This window comes from Arenimonas terrae, assembly GCF_006265115.1.
GTDB lineage: Bacteria > Pseudomonadota > Gammaproteobacteria > Xanthomonadales > Xanthomonadaceae > Arenimonas > Arenimonas terrae.
Genome location: NZ_SMDR01000001.1, coordinates 783,394 through 798,261 on the forward strand (window position 1 = coordinate 783,394; position 14,868 = coordinate 798,261).

General features: G+C 71.9%; 11 protein-coding genes and 1 tRNA gene. 10 read left to right on the top strand and 2 right to left on the bottom strand.

Translation table 11 applies throughout. From position 1 onward, the window contains the following. Positions 1-71 precede the first annotated feature (71 nt). Positions 72-1,094, top strand: a complete 1,023-nt coding sequence (gene epmB / locus E1B00_RS03760) for an EF-P beta-lysylation protein EpmB (RefSeq protein ID WP_139445850.1) — start codon at positions 72-74, stop codon at positions 1,092-1,094. A 78-nt stretch (positions 1,095-1,172) separates the two neighbouring features. Further along, entirely contained in the window at positions 1,173-3,248 is a 2,076-nt protein-coding gene (locus tag E1B00_RS03765) for an EAL domain-containing protein (RefSeq protein ID WP_139445852.1), read from the top strand. 152 nt (positions 3,249-3,400) lie between these two features. Here the strand turns inward: E1B00_RS03765 and htpX are convergent, their stop codons facing one another. Continuing rightward, the gene (gene htpX, locus E1B00_RS03770; protein ID WP_139445854.1) at positions 3,401-4,300 is read right to left on the bottom strand and encodes a protease HtpX; all 900 of its coding nucleotides are present in this window, start codon (positions 4,298-4,300) and stop codon (positions 3,401-3,403) included. 86 nt (positions 4,301-4,386) lie between these two features. On the opposite strand from htpX, the gene gluQRS reads away from it, so the two are divergent. The 3 genes from gluQRS to phbB all read left to right on the top strand — a co-directional run bounded on the left by gluQRS (position 4,387) and on the right by phbB (position 6,637). Beyond that, entirely contained in the window at positions 4,387-5,280 is an 894-nt protein-coding gene (gene gluQRS / locus E1B00_RS03775; RefSeq protein WP_139445856.1) for a tRNA glutamyl-Q(34) synthetase GluQRS, read from the top strand. Between the two features lie 105 nt (positions 5,281-5,385). Continuing rightward, a complete protein-coding gene (gene phaR, locus E1B00_RS03780; RefSeq protein WP_139445857.1) occupies positions 5,386-5,886 on the top strand; it encodes a polyhydroxyalkanoate synthesis repressor PhaR in 501 nt (166 codons plus the stop codon). A gap of 10 nt (positions 5,887-5,896) precedes the next feature. Next, complete coding sequence (phbB, locus tag E1B00_RS03785) at positions 5,897-6,637, top strand: acetoacetyl-CoA reductase (protein ID WP_139445859.1); 741 nt, start codon at positions 5,897-5,899, stop codon at positions 6,635-6,637. Between the two features lie 3 nt (positions 6,638-6,640). On the opposite strand, the gene E1B00_RS03790 is transcribed toward phbB, so the two are convergent. Continuing rightward, complete coding sequence (locus tag E1B00_RS03790) at positions 6,641-8,554, bottom strand: formylglycine-generating enzyme family protein (RefSeq protein ID WP_139445861.1); 1,914 nt, start codon at positions 8,552-8,554, stop codon at positions 6,641-6,643. A 91-nt stretch (positions 8,555-8,645) separates the two neighbouring features. On the opposite strand from E1B00_RS03790, the gene rnd reads away from it, so the two are divergent. The 5 genes from rnd to thrC all read left to right on the top strand — a co-directional run bounded on the left by rnd (position 8,646) and on the right by thrC (position 14,835). Beyond that, a complete protein-coding gene (gene rnd, locus E1B00_RS03795) occupies positions 8,646-9,734 on the top strand; it encodes a ribonuclease D (RefSeq protein ID WP_139445863.1) in 1,089 nt (362 codons plus the stop codon). 54 nt (positions 9,735-9,788) lie between these two features. Then, positions 9,789-9,864: transfer RNA gene (locus E1B00_RS03800), tRNA-Ala, on the top strand. A 257-nt stretch (positions 9,865-10,121) separates the two neighbouring features. Beyond that, a complete protein-coding gene (gene thrA, locus E1B00_RS03805; protein WP_139445865.1) occupies positions 10,122-12,623 on the top strand; it encodes a bifunctional aspartate kinase/homoserine dehydrogenase I in 2,502 nt (833 codons plus the stop codon). Continuing rightward, positions 12,620-13,546, top strand: a complete 927-nt coding sequence (locus tag E1B00_RS03810; protein ID WP_139445866.1) for a homoserine kinase — start codon at positions 12,620-12,622, stop codon at positions 13,544-13,546. Before thrA ends, E1B00_RS03810 begins: the two co-directional genes overlap by 4 nt. Then, positions 13,543-14,835, top strand: coding sequence for a threonine synthase (thrC, locus tag E1B00_RS03815; protein WP_139445868.1), 1,293 nt, complete (start codon positions 13,543-13,545; stop codon positions 14,833-14,835). The genes E1B00_RS03810 and thrC overlap by 4 nt, the downstream gene beginning before the upstream one ends. The last annotated feature ends 33 nt before the right edge of the window (positions 14,836-14,868 follow it).

The following is a 14,868-nucleotide window of genomic DNA, read 5'->3' on the forward strand; positions in this document are numbered from 1 at the left end:
GTCTGCGTGGGCGGCTGGACGGCTACAATGGTGACCGTGCCGGGACCCGCCGGGTCCCGTTGAAGCCCGACATGATAACCGCCAAGCCCCTGTCTTCGCAGCAGAATGCCGCCAACGGCCCGGTCCGCTGGCAGTCGCTGTGGCGCGACGCCATCCGCGACCCGCGCGAACTGCTGGACCTGCTGGGCCTGCCGGAACTGGCGGCGCGGGTTTCCGACGCAGCCGCCGCGCAGTTTCCGCTGCGGGTGCCGCGCGGGTTCGTGGCCCGCATGCGCCCCGGCGACCCGGCCGATCCGCTGCTGCGCCAGGTGCTGCCGCTGGACGACGAGGACCGGGTGGTCCCGGGCTTCGGGCTGGACGCGGTCGGCGACCGCGAGGCCCGCGGCGGCACCGGGGTGATCCACAAGTACGAAGGCCGCGCCCTGCTGGTCGCGACCGGCAGCTGCGCGGTGCACTGCCGCTACTGTTTCCGCCGGCATTTCCCCTATGGTGAGGAAACCGCCGCGGCCAACCAATGGCGCGAAGCCCTGGACTACCTGGCGGCCGACCCGACGGTCGCCGAAGTGCTGCTGTCGGGCGGCGACCCCCTGTCCCTGGCCACGCCCAAACTTGCCGAGTTCACCCAGGCCCTGGCGGCCCTGCCCCACGTCCGGCGCCTGCGCCTGCACACCCGCCTGCCGGTGGTCCTGCCCGAGCGGGTGGACGCCGAACTGCTGGACTGGCTGGCCGCCCTGCCCCAGCAGGTGGTGGTCGTGGTCCATGCCAACCACGCCCAAGAGATCGACGCCCCGGTGGCCGCGGCCCTGGCGGCGCTGCGCGGGACCGGCGCCACCCTGCTCAACCAGGCCGTGCTGCTGCGCGGGGTCAACGACGACGCGGCTACGCTGGCGGCGCTGTCCGAGCGCCTGTTCGAGGCCGGGGTCCTTCCGTATTACCTGCACCAGTTGGACCGGGTCGCCGGCACCGCCCATTTCGAGGTCCCTGAGAACCGGGCCCGGACCCTGCACGCCGAGCTGGCGGCCTGCCTGCCCGGCTACCTGGTCCCGCGCCTGGTCCGGGAAGTGGCCGGAGCGCCCGCCAAACTGCCCCTGTAGTGATGTTGACTGACCGACATTCTGGTATTGTCTCAATCCCCCCGTGCAAGCCCTTGATACGTAAAGGAGTACCTCTGGATGGCACAGCAGGACGCCGTGATCCGCTTGCTCCTGGTGGAAGATCGCCTCGAGGACGCTGAACAACTCATCAGCCATCTGCGCAATGGCGGCATGGCCGTGCGCCCTCAGCGCCCGGAGTCCGAGGACGAGCTCGTGCAGCTGCTCGCCAGCCAGAGCATCGACCTGGTGCTGGCGGCTTTCGAAGCGAAATACCTGCCGCTGGCCACCGTCGTCGAGCGCGTGAACGCCACCGGCAAGGACATTCCGGTCCTGGCCTCCACCAACGTCCTGGACGAGAAGACCGCGCTGGCCGCCCTGGCCGCCGGCACCCGCGACGTCGCCCTGCGCAACCACGCCGGCCACGTCCAGGCGGTGGTGCGCAGCGAATTCGCCGCCCTCCAGGCGCGCCGCGGCCTGCGCCACCTGGAAGCCTCGCTGCGCGAGACCGAGCGCCGCTGCGACGCCCTGATCGCCTCCTCGCGCGACCCGATCGCCTACGTGCACGAAGGCATGCACATCCGCGCCAACGACGCCTACCTGGAGATGTTCGGCTTCGAGGGTTTCGACGAGATCGAGGGCCTGTCCGTGCTCGACCTGATCGCGCCCCAGCACGCCGACACCTTCAAGCAGGTGCTCAAGAAATTGACCAAGGGCGAGGCCCCGCCCAAGCAACTCGAGCTGCAGGCGCAGCGCGCCGACGGCAGCACCTTCGACGCGGTGATGGAATTCACGCCAGCCACCTACGAGGGCGAAGCCTGTCTGCAGATCGTGTTCCGCCAGCAGACGGTGGACGCCGAGATGGTCAAGGAGCTGGACACCCTGCGCCAGCGCGACACCCTCACCGGCCTGTTCAACCGCCAGCACTTCATGACCGAACTCGAAGCCGCGGTGGCGCGCGCCGCCGACGGCAAGGGCCAGCAGGCTTTCCTGCTGGTCGAACCGGACCACTACGAGAACCTGCTGGGCGAGATCGGCCTGGCGCATGCCGACGACCTGATCAAGGGCATCGCCGAACGCCTGCAGTCGGCCCTGGACGAGAACACCCTCGCCGCCCGCCTCAGCGACCACAGCTTCGTGGTGCTGTGCCTGGCGCACGACCACAACCACAGCCAGGCGCAGGCCGAGCGCATCCGCGAAGCCTTCCACGGCCACATCCTGGAGGTCGGCGACCGCTCGCTGAACCTGGGCGTGAGCATCGGCGGCGTGCAGATCGGCGAGAAGGTCGCCAGCGTGTCGCAGGTGATGGGCAAGTCCAGCCAGTGCCTGGCGTCCGCCGTCGGCATGGGCGGCAACCGCATCGAAATCTTCGACCCGGCGGCGCGCGACCGCGCCGAGGAAGAGCGCATCCAGGCCTGGGTCGAGCGCATCCGCGAGGCGCTCACCGGCGACCAGTTCGTGCTGCACTACCAGCCGATCATCAGCCTCACCGGCGCCGAGGAAGAAAACTACGACGTCTACCTGCGAATGAAGGGCCCGGGCGGCGAGATCATCCCGCCGATGACCTACCTGGCCATCGCCGAAGAGCACGGGCTGCTCGACGACATCGACCGCTGGGTCATCCAGCACGCGATCCAGGTGATCGCCGAGCGCATGAAGGCGGGCAAGCACACCAACCTGTTCGTCAAGGTCACGCCGGCCTCGCTGACCGAGGGCGGCCTGGATGCGTTCATCGGCGAGCAGCTCGCGGCCCACGACGTGCCGGGCGACCGGCTGGTCCTGCAGATCCCGGAATCGAAGGTGTTCACCCACCTCAAGGCCGTTCAGTCGTTCCAGAAGGCGGTGTCGGCCGTGGGCTGCCGGGTCGCGCTGGAGCAGTTCGGCTCCGGCCTGAACTCGTTCCAGATGCTCAGCCACTTCGACCCGGCCATCCTGAAGATCGACCGCGGCTTCATCACCGAGCTGGGGAAGAACGCCGAGGTGCAGAAGCAGGTGCGCGAGATGGTCAACAAGGCGCACGAGGCCGGCAAGCTGACGGTGGCCGAATTCGTCTCCGACGCCACCACCATGAGCGTGCTGTTCGGTATGGGCATGGACTTCGTCGAGGGCAACTTCCTCGCCGCCGCGGGCCCGCAGATGAACTACGACTTCGGGTAGGTTTCGAGGCCTTGGCCTCGAAACCCCCACGATTCGCTGCGCGAATCGCGGGCCCCGTACCAGTTACATCCAAACTCCGCGCCGTTGGCGCGCCCCCTTACCAAGAGGGCTCCCCAAGCCGAAACAGTGCGACAAGGCCCTGGGCCGGAGCCTCAGCCGCGGACGGTCGCGGCCTGGGCCGGCGCGTCGCGCAGGGCCTGGATGCGCTCGGCCAGCGGCGGATGGCTCATGAACAGCCGCTTGAGTCCGCCGCCGACGCTGCCCGAGATGCCGAAGGCGCGCACCTGGCTGGGCAGCGTGCTCTGGCCATAGGTGCTGGCCAGGCGCTGCAGCGCCGCGATCATCTTTTCGCGGCCGGCCAGGCTGGCGCCGCCGGCATCGGCGCGGAACTCGCGCCAGCGGCTGAACCACATGGCGATGATCGAGGCGAACAGGCCGAAGACGATGTCGAGTACGAACACGATGGCGTAATAAGCCAGGCCGCCGCCCTCGCGGTTGCCGCTGATCGCCGAGTCGATGATGCGGCCGACGACGCGGGCCAGGAAGATCACGAAAGTGTTGAGCACGCCCTGGATCAGCGCCATGGTCACCATGTCGCCGTTGGCGACATGGCTGACCTCATGGGCCAGCACTGCCTCGGCTTCGTCGCGGTTCATCGCCCGCAGCAGGCCGGTGGAGACCGCGACCAGCGAGTTGTTGCGGCTCGGGCCGGTCGCGAAGGCATTGATCTCGGGGGCGTCGTAGATGCCCACTTCCGGCATCTTGATGCCCGCCGCCTCGGCCTGGCGCCGCACGGTGTTGTACAACCAGGTCTCGTGCTCGTTGCGCGGCTGATCGATCACGTGCATGCCGGTGGTGCGCTTGGCGACCCACTTGGAGATGGCGAGCGAAAACAGCGAGCCGCCGAAGCCGAACACGGCGGCGAACACCAGCAGTACGCCGTTGTTGCCCAGGGTGACGCCGAAGACGTTCTGCAGCACGCTCAGGACGATGCCGAGCAGCACCATCACGGCGAGATTGGTGGCGAGGAACAGGGCGATGCGCTTGAACATGGGGGCGAGTCCGTGGAATGTGGCAAGGGCGCGCTGTCGCGCGCTGGGGGTTAAATGTACGCTGCGCTTGTGAAATTCAAGTCGCCATGAGCCCAGCCCCGCGCCACCGCGGACGTTTCGCGCCCTCGCCCACCGGCCCGCTGCACTTCGGCTCGCTGGTCGCGGCCCTGGGCAGCTGGATGATCGCGCGCCGCGCCGGCGGCGACTGGCTGGTGCGCATCGAAGACCTGGACCCGCCGCGGGAAGTTCCCGGCGCGGCTGAACGCCAGCTTCAGGTCCTGCACGCTTTCGGCATGGCACCGGACGGGCCGGTGCTCCACCAGAGCACGCGCGGCGCTCGCTACGAGCAGGCCCTGCGCCGGCTGCTCGAGTCCGGCGACGCTTTCGAATGCCGCTGCAGCCGCAGCGAACTCGAGGCCGTGGGCGGCATCCACCGGCACTGCATCGGCCGCGACAACACCCGGCCGGCGGCGGTCCGGCTGCGGCTGCCCGATGGCGGGCTGGGATTCGATGACGCTCTGCAGGGCCGTTTCGTGCAGGACCTGGGTCGGGAGGTCGGCGATGTCGTGCTCCGCCGCGCCGACGGTTTCTGGGCCTACCAGTTGGCGGTCGTGGTGGACGACGCCGACCAGGGCATCACCTGCGTCGTGCGTGGCGCCGACCTGCTCGACTCGACGCCCCGGCAGATCTACCTGCAGCAGCGACTGGGCCTGCCGACACCGGACTACATGCACCTGCCGCTGGTGCTGGACGCGACCGGGCAGAAGCTCGGCAAATCGCTGCAGGCGCTGCCGGTGGACGCGAACGATCCCTGGCCGGCGCTCGCGGCCGCCTGGGGTTTCCTCGGCCAGGAGCGCGGCGCACTGGCCCGCCGCGGGACGACGGCGGAAGCGCTGCAGCACGCCCTGCAGCATTTCGACCCGCAGCGCCTGCCGCGCACGCGGGGGCATGCCGTTAGCGCGATTGTCGAGGGCGGGTGAAAGCCAACCGGCAGGCGACCCCGGTCGCTTGCGCGCGCCCCCGGCCTGGAGGATGCTTCGGGGCCCAACCGTCGCCGCCGCGACGCGAACTTCCCGGTGCCCTTCATGTCGCAAGTCCGCATCATCAAGAAGTATCCGAACCGCCGGCTCTACGACACCGAGATCTCCAGTTACATCACCCTCGAAGACGTTCGCCAGCTGATCGTCGACCGCGAAGAGTTCACCGTGCGCGACGCCAAGACCGGCAACGACCTCACGCGCTCGGTACTGATGCAGATCATCGCCGAACACGAGGAACACGGGCAGCCGATCTTCACCACCGAGCTGCTGACCCAGGTCATCCGTTTCCGCGGCGACTCGCTGCAGGGGATCATGGGCAACTTCCTCGAACGCAGCCTGCAGTTCTTCCTCGACCAGCAGCAGCAGTTCCGCGGCACCGTCGGCAGCCTGGTCGGCCAGGCGCCGTGGGCCCTGCTCAACCAACTGGCCGAACGCAACATGGACCTGTGGAAGTCCTTCCAGCAGGGGCTCGGCGGCACCTCGGCCGCGCCACCCGCCAAGGGCAAGGCCGCCGGCAAGTCCAGCCCGCGCGCGCGTCCGCGCTGAGCCGGCGCCGATGACGTCCCGCATCGCGCTGGTCACCGGCGGCACCGGCGGCATCGGCCGCGAAACCTGCCGGCAGCTGGCCCAGGCCGGCCTGCGCGTGGTCGCGGGCGACCTGCCGGTCGACGCCGCGCGGCGCGAGGAGTTCCGCGCCGCCATGGCCGGTTTCGACGTGGACTTCCAGCCGATGGACGTCACCGACCCCGCGTCCTGCGCCGCCGCCATCGCCGCCATCGAGGCCAGCCACGGCCCGGTCGATGTACTGGTGAACGGCGCCGGCATCACCCGCGACGCCACCCTGCGCAAGATGAGCCGCGAACAGTGGGACGCCGTGCTTTCGGTCAACCTCGACAGCGTGTTCACCCTGTGCAAGCTGGTGGTGGACGGCATGTGCGAGCGCGGCTACGGCCGCATCGTCAACATCAGCTCGGTCAACGGCCAGACCGGCCAGTTCGGCCAGACCAACTACGCCGCGGCCAAGGCCGGCATGCACGGTTTCACCATGGCCCTGGCGCGCGAAGTGGCGCGCAAGGGCGTCACGGTGAACTCGATCAGCCCCGGCTACATCCGCACCGCGATGACCGAGGCCATGCCCGACGAGGTCAAGCAGCAGGTGCTGGCCATGGTGCCGGCGGGCCGCATCGGCGAGGCGGCGGACATCGCCCGCGCCGTCGTGTTCCTGTGCGACGAGCGCGCGGATTACCTCACCGGCGTCAACCTGCCGGTCAACGGCGGGCTGTTCATCAGCTTCTGAGGTTCAGAGCTCGCGCACCACGCGGAAACCCAGGCGCGCATGCGTGGTGTCGCCCGGCGAGGGCTGCCGGTAGGCCGAACGCGCGCGGTCGAGCGTGGACGCCCAGGACGCACCGCGGATCACCCGCTCCTCGCAGCCGGGATTGACCCAGGCCGTGCCATCGCCCGGCGCGCGCCGGTAGCTGTCGTGCCAGCAGTCCTGCACCCACTCCGACACGTTGCCGACCAGGTCGAAGGTGCCGTAGGCCTCGGCCGGGAAACTGCGCACCGGCGCCGGGCCCCAGTGGCCGTCGCTGTAGCCGGCGATCGCGTTGGACCAGCGGCGCTTGAGCTGGGACACATCGCCGTCGCCGGTCAGGTTGCCGACCACGCGCGCCGGCCGGCCGTCGCCCCAGGGATAGGCCTCGGCGCGACCGCCGCGCAGCGCGTATTCGAACTCGGCCTCGCTGGGCAGGCGGTAGCGCTGGCCGGTCTGCGCCGACAGCCAGGCGACGTAGGCCTCGGCGTCCTCGAAGGCGACGTGGATCACCGGCAGCTCGGCGGCGGCCGGACGGCCGGCGTGGTCGCGGCGCCAGTCCACGCCGGTGCGTTCGTTCATCGCGCCGCCGCGCTCGTCGTACACGGTGGAGCGGCCTCGGCGGGTGGCGAGGCTGCGGTAATTGGTGGCGGCGACGAAGCGCCCGAATTCCCCGACCGTGGTCTCGGCGCGCGCGATCGCAAAACCGCGGGCGAAGGCCACCTCGTGCTGCGGCCCTTCGTTGTCGCTGCGCCCGGCTTCCTCCTCGGGCGAGCCCATGCGGAAAGCGCCATGCGCCAGCACCACCATCTCGGGACCCTCGCCGCCCGAGGCCAGCGGTTCGCTGAACACCTGGCCGGGACGGAAGCGGCCGTAGTGGCGCGCCAGCTCGATGCGTTCGCTCAGCGCGTCGAGGCCGCGCGCCTGCACCGAGACCCGCTCGGCTTCGGCCAGGCGTCGCGCCGCGAGCTCCAGGTCCAGCGCATCGACGGCGGCGTCGCCCTGCGCCAGCAGCTGCTCGGTGCGCGCCTGCCGCAGCTCGACGATGCGCGCGGCCATGTCCTGGGCCGCCCGCGAATCGGGCAGAACGCGCAGCGCTTCGGCCTGCAGGCGTTCGGACTCGGCGTATTCACCGGATTGCGCCGCGGCCAGGGCGCGGTTGAGCCGGTCGGCCTGCAGCCGCTCGAGGCCGTCGCGCGCGGGCACGAAGTCGGGGTAAGCCTTCAGCGCCTCGCGATAGGCGGAGACCGCTCCCTGCCCTTCGGGTTTGAAGATGCGGCCGGCGCGCGCGCGGATGTCGCCCTTGCGCACCAGCGCCTGGGCGCGCTGCGCCGCCTGCACGGCTTCGCGGTAGGAGGCCAGCGCCGGATGCTGCGGACGGGCGCGCGTCAGCACGCGCTCGAAGTGCTGGCCGTCGGCGACGCGGCCCTGCGCCAGCGCGTCGCGGCCGCGGGCGATCAGTTCGACCGCGATCGCTTCGACGCCGGCATTGGCTTCGGCGTGGTCGGGGTCGGTGGCGAGGATGGCGAGATAGCGCTCGAGCGCGCCGGGTTCGTCGGCGGCAACGTCGTCGGGACTGGTCGCGGCATCGGGCGGAGCATCGGACGGCGGTGCGGCGCTGGCCAGCAGGCGCCCGGCCTCCTGCGCGGCGACAGCGGCGCGCAGGGCGGCGCGCAGGCCGTCCTTCGGCACCGGCTCGATCACCGGCTGCCAGTCGGGGCTTTCGGTGGCCTGGTCGGCTTCGGCTTCCTCGACCGCGATCGCGGCCTCGAGTTCGGCCGGGTCCACGGTCTGCGCGGCCGGCGCCGTTTCCGGTTCGGGCGGCGGCGGAGCCCCGCAGGCCGAGACCAGGACACCGGCCAGCAGCAGGCCTGGCAACCGATTTCGCAGGGGCTGGGTCATACCGTGATGGGTCGCGCCCGTGGCGTCGGATCGACCTGGGCGCCCCGAACTTAGGCTAAGGTGCCGGCTCCTGGCAACCGCGACGCCCCTCTTGAGCACCTGGATCGATTCCCCGCAGACCCTGACCGAACGCCTGGCCCGCTGGGCCGGCCAGCCCCTGGTGGCCCTGGACACCGAGTTCATCCGCGAACGCACCTTCTATCCGCAGCTGGCCCTGGTCCAGCTGGCGGTGCCCGGGGAGATCCTGCTGGTGGACCCCCTGGTGCCCGGCATGGCCGAAGCGCTGCGCCCGCTGCTGCTGGACCTCACGGTGACCAAGATCATGCACAGCGCCAGCGAAGACCTGCAGGCGCTGCAGCGCGGCTGCGGGGCCCTGCCGGCGCCGCTGTTCGACACCCAGGTCGCCGCCGCGCTGGCTGGCCTGGGCGCGGGCCTGGGATACCAGAAGCTGGTGGAACAGGTTACCGGCGTCCAGCTGGCCAAGGGCGAAACCCGCTCGGACTGGCTGCGCCGCCCGCTCAGCGAGTCCCAGCACGACTACGCCGCCGACGATGTGCGCCACCTGCACGCCGTGCACGAGCTGCTCGATGCGAAGCTGAGCGAACTCGGCCGCCACGCCTGGCGCCAGGCCGACGCCGAGCGCGCCCTGCGCAATGCCGCCAACGACGCCGACGACCCCTGGCCGCACCTGGGCGTGCGCAGCGCGCAGTCGCTCGACGGCGACGGCCAGGCGCGCCTGTGCCGACTGCTGCGCTGGCGCGACGTCGAAGCCCGGCGCAGCGACAAGCCCAAGAGCTGGATCATCGACAACGAACTGGCCGTCGGCCTGGCGCGCCGTCCGCCGCGCGACTTCGCCGAGTTCAACGCCATCCTCGACCGTCACCCGAAGGCGCCGCGCAAGGCCCGCGCTGAACTGTGGGACCGCCTGAACGCGCCGCTCAGCGCCGAAGAGCGCGAGCTGCCCCTGCTCAAGCCCGAGTCCTACGACAAGCAGACGCTCAAGGCGATGCAGGAGGCCGTGATCGCGGTGGCCCAGGCCCACGGCCTGCCCGAAGGCCTGCTCTGCGCCCGCCGGCACCTGGAGTCGCTGCTCGAGGGCCGCGGCTGGTCCGAGGCGCTGGCCGGCTGGCGCCGCGAGCTGCTGGAACCCGTGCTGGCCCCGCTGATTCCGGCCAATTGAACCGGACGGCTAGCCAGAGCCCTCCGGCCTCTCTATAATTCCCGCACCTTCCGTGGGGGGGTAGCTCAGCTGGGAGAGCGCGTCGTTCGCAATGACGAGGTCGTGGGTTCGATCCCCATCCTCTCCACCACGAAATCCAGAAAGGCCGGACCCCGCGTCCGGCCTTTCTTTTTGGGCCGCTTGACAGCCGCACCGGCGCGCCAGCAGAGTCGGGCCATGTCCCGGCCACTCACCACCACGACCATTACCACCTCCACTACCCTCGCGGTGGTGCGGTCGGTCCTGCCTGGATAAGTCTTTCCACTCACGGCCCCGCACCTCGACAGAGGGCGGGACTGCGGCAACACCCCTCTCCTGACGACGAGCGCGGCCTCCACCGGAGGTTGCATGAACGCGTCCCTGTCCGAAGCCAGACCCTCGCCCGCCGCCGCCCTGCGCACCCGCGCGCACAAGTTCGGCGGCAGCTCCCTGGCCGACGCCGGCCGCATCCGCCATGTCGCCGACCTGCTGCTGGCCGCGGACGAGCCCGGCCAGGTCGCCGTGGTATCGGCGATGCAGGGCGTCACCAATGCGCTGATCGCCCTGGCCGGATCGGCGGCCGGCGGACGCGACTGGCGCCCCGACTGGCAGGCGCTGCGCCAGCGCCACGCCGACGCCGCCCGCGAGCTGGTCGGCGACCGCGAACGGGGCGACGCGTTGCAGGCCTGGCTGCAGGCCCAGTTCGACCAGCTCGCCAGCCTGCTGCAGGCGGTGGCCGTGCTCGGCACGCCGGGCCAGGCCGCACACGAACGCATCCAGGGCCTGGGCGAAGTCTGGTCGGCGCGGCTGCTGTGCTCGCACCTGCGCGAACGCGGAGCCGAGCACGCCCTGCTCGACGCGCGCGACGTGCTGGTGGTGCGTCCCGGCGAACTGGGCGTGGCGGTCGACTGGCCGCGTTCGGCCGCGAACCTGGCGCGCTGGCGCGAAACCCATCCGCAGGCGCGGGTGGTCGCCACCGGCTTCATCGCCAGCGGCGAGGACGGCCTGCCGACCGTGCTGGGCCGCAATGGCAGCGACTACTCGGGCGCGATCTTCGCCGCGCTGTTCGACGCCGACGAGCTGCACATCTGGACCGACGTGGACGGCGTGCTCTCGGCCGATCCGCGCCTGGTGCCCGAGGCGGTGCCGCTGCCGGCGCTGAGCTACCGCGAGGCCTGCGAGCTGGCCTACTTCGGCGCCAAGGTCATCCACCCGCAGACGATGACGCCGGCGATCGCGCGCGGCCTGCCGATCCTGATCCGCAACAGCTTCCGGCCGGAGCATCCGGGCACCCGCATCGACGCCGCGGGCGGCGCCGGTGGACCGGTGAAGGGGCTGACGCTCAACGCCGGCCTGGCCCTGGTGAGCCTGGAGGGCGCCGGCCTGATCGGCGTGCCCGGCACCGCCGAGCGGGTGTTCGCGGCACTGCACGCGGCGCGCATCTCGGTGGTGATGATCTCGCAGGGCTCGTCGGAACATTCGATCTGCTGCGTGGTGCGCGATTACGAAGCGGCCGCCGCCGGCACCGCGCTGGCGCGGGCCTTCGAGCGCGAGATCGCCGCGGGCCAGGTGCAGGGTGTGCAGCAGGTCGCGGGCATCAGCGTGCTGGCCGCGGTGGGCGACGGCATGGCCGGAAAACCCGGCGTCGCGGCCCGGCTGTTCGGCGCGCTGGCGCGGGCGCGGGTGAACGTGCGCGCCATCGCCCAGGGCGCGTCCGAGCGCAACATCTCGGTCGCGGTCGCCGCGGAGGACGCGACCCGCGCGCTGCGCGCCGCACACGCCGCGTTCTGGCTGTCGGCGCAGACCGTGGCGCTGGCGGTGATCGGCCCGGGCAAGGTCGGCGCGGCCCTGCTCGACCAGCTGCAGGCGGCAAAACCGCGCCTGCAGCGCGAGGCCGGCCTCGACCTGCGCCTGCGCGCGCTGGCCGACAGCCGCCGGCTGTGGCTGGGCGAACACGGCGCCGACGGCGATTGGCGCGCGCAGCTCGAGGGCGCCGCCCCCGGCGACCTCGACGCGTTGGCCGCCCACCTGCTGGGCGCGCACCTGCCGCATGCGGTGATCGTCGACTGCAGCGCCAGCGATGCGGTCGCCGACCGCTACGCCGGCTGGCTGGCCGCCGGCATCCACGTGATCACGCCCAACAAGCACGGCGTCGCCGGGCCGCTGCCGCGCCGGCAGGCGATCGACGCGGCCTGCCTGGCCGGCGACGCGCGGCTGCGCTACGAAGCCACGGTCGGCGCCGGGCTTCCGGTCATCCAGACCCTGCGCGACCTGCTCGACACCGGCGACGAACTGATCGCAGTGGAAGGCATCCTGTCGGGCACCCTCGCCTGGCTGTTCAACCGCTACGACGGCCGCCAGCCGTTCTCGGCCCTGGTGCGCGAGGCGCACGCGCTGGGCTACACCGAACCGGACCCGCGCGACGACCTGTCGGGCACCGACGTCGCGCGCAAGCTGGTGATCCTGGCGCGCGAGGCCGGCCGGGCGCTGTCGCTGGACCAGGTGCAGGTCGAAAGCCTGGTGCCGGCGGCGATGCGCCACGGCAGCCGCGAGCAGTTCATGGCCGGGCTGGACGGCCTGGACGGGCCGATGCAGGCTCGCTTCGAGCAGGCGCGGGCGCGCGGCGAGGTGCTTCGCTACGTCGCGCGTCTCGGGCAGGATGGCCAGGCCCGCGTCGCCCTGGTCGCGCTGCCCGCCGACCACGCCTTCGCCCACCTCAGGCTGACGGACAACATCGTGCAGTTCACCACCTGGCGTTACCGCGACAATCCGCTGATCGTGCAGGGCCCCGGCGCCGGGCCCGAAGTCACCGCCGCCGGCGTGTTCTCCGACCTGCTGCGGCTGGCGGCCGCGCTGGGGGCGCGGCTGTGAGCCGCGACATCGCCCGTGCGTTCGCGCCTGCGTCGGTCGGCAATGTCGGCGTGGGTTTCGACATCCTCGGCCACAGCCTGGCCGGCCTCGGCGACCGCGCGACGGTGCGGCGCATCGCCGCGCCCGAGGTGCGCATCACCGCGCTGCGCGGCGTGGTCACCGACCTGCCGCTGGCCGCAGAAAAGAACACCGCCGGCGCGGCGCTGATCGCGCTGCGCGAAGGTCTGGGCCTGGACTTCGGCTTCGCGCTCGAACTCGACAAGGGCATCGCGCTGGGTTCCGGCCTGGGCGGGTCGGCAGCCTCGTGCGTGGCCGCGCTGGTCGCCGCCAACGCCCTGCTCGACGCGCCCCTGGCGCCGGCAGCGCTCTATCCGTTCGCGCTCACAGGCGAGGCGGTGGCCAGCGGCGGCCGCCATGGTGACAACGTCGGGCCCATGCTGATCGGCGGGCTGGCGCTGACCACGGCCGAACGCCTGGTCGCGGTGCCGGTGCCGGCGGACTGGACCTGCGTGGTGGTGCATCCGCATTTCGTGCTCGAGACCCGCGAGGCGCGCGCCGCGCTGGCCGGAAGCTACGCCCTGCACGAGTTCGTCGCGCAGAGTGCCTCGCTGGCCCAGCTGCTGCTGGGCTGCGAACGCGGCGACGCCGGCCTGGTGCGCGACGGCCTGCGCGACACCCTGGTCGAGCCGCGGCGCGCTCGCCTGATTCCCGGCTTCGACGCGGTGAAGCAGGCGGCGCTCGACGCCGGTGCGCTCGGCGCCAGCATTTCCGGCGCCGGGCCCAGCGTGTTCGCCTGGTTCGAACACCGCGACGCCGCCGAGGCCGCCGGCCGCGCGATGGCCGCCGCCTTCGCCGGCGCCGGCCTGGGCAGCGATGTGCTCGTGTCCGCGGTGGCCGGCCCCGCCGCGCAGGTGATCGCATGAAGATGATCAGCACCCGCGGCATGGCGCCGGCGGTGGGCGCGAGCGAGGCGATGGCCGCCGGCCTGGCGCCCGACGGCGGCCTGTACATGCCCGCCACCCTGCCGCGCCTGGCACCCGACGATTTCGCCGGCCTGGCGCGGCTGCCGCAGATCGCGGAGCGCCTGCTGCGGCCCTTCTTCGCTGGCGATCCGCTGGAAACGCGGCTGCCGGCGATCTGCCGGGAGGCCTTCGCGGTCGAGCCGGCGCTGCGTCCGCTGGGCGCGCCGGGCGACTACTTGCTCGAGCTTTTCCACGGACCTACCGCAGCCTTCAAGGATTACGGCGCCGGTTTCCTGGCCGCCTGCCTCGCCGCCCTGCCCGCCCGCGAGCGGCCGCTGACGATCGTGGTGGCGACCTCCGGCGACACCGGCGCGGCGGTGGCCGCGGCCTTCCACGAGCGCCCCGGCTTCCGGGTGCTGATCCTGTATCCCGACGGCCGCGTATCGCCGCGCCAGGCGCACCAGCTCGGTTGTTTCGGCGGCAACGTGCGCGCGCTGCGCGTGGCCGGCAACTTCGACGACTGCCAGCGGCTGGCGAAATCCATGCTCTCCGATACGGCGCTGCGCGCCGAGGCACCGCTGAGTTCGGCCAACAGCATCAGCCTGGGCCGGCTGCTGCCGCAGATGGCCTATTACGCCCAGGCCAGCCTGGCGCACTGGCGCGCGAACCGGCGGCCGCTGGGTTTCGTCGTGCCCACCGGCAACCTGGGCAATGCCCTGGCCTGCGTGCTGGTGCGGCACCTGGGCCTGCCGGTCGGCGGCATCGTGCTGGCGGGCAATGCCAACCAGGTGCTGGCGGAGTTCTTCGCCGGCGGCGAGTTCCGGCCGCGGCCGAGCATCCCGACCCTGGCCAATGCCATGGACGTGGGTGCGCCGAACAACTTCGAGCGGCTGGACTGGCTGTACCCGGACGAAACCGAACTGCGCCGGGCGCTGCGCGCCGAATCGGTGGACGACCTGGCGATCGCCGCGACGATCCGCGCGGTCCGGTCCGGCACCGGCGAGATCCTGTGCCCGCACACGGCGACGGCGGCGCAGGTGCTGCAGCGCCTGCGCGCCCGGGGCGAGCCCGGCGACTGGTGCGTGGTCGCGACCGCCCATCCGGCCAAGTTCCCGGACGTGGTCGAGCCCCTGGTCGGCGCCCCGGTGCCGCTGCCGCCGGCCCTGGCACAGATGCTCGCGCGACCCAGCGAGGCCGAGCCGGCGGCCCCCGACGAGGAGGCCATGAGGGCCCTGATCCGGGCCTGGTAGGGACCGGCGCCGGGGGTTTCTGCGATAATCCGC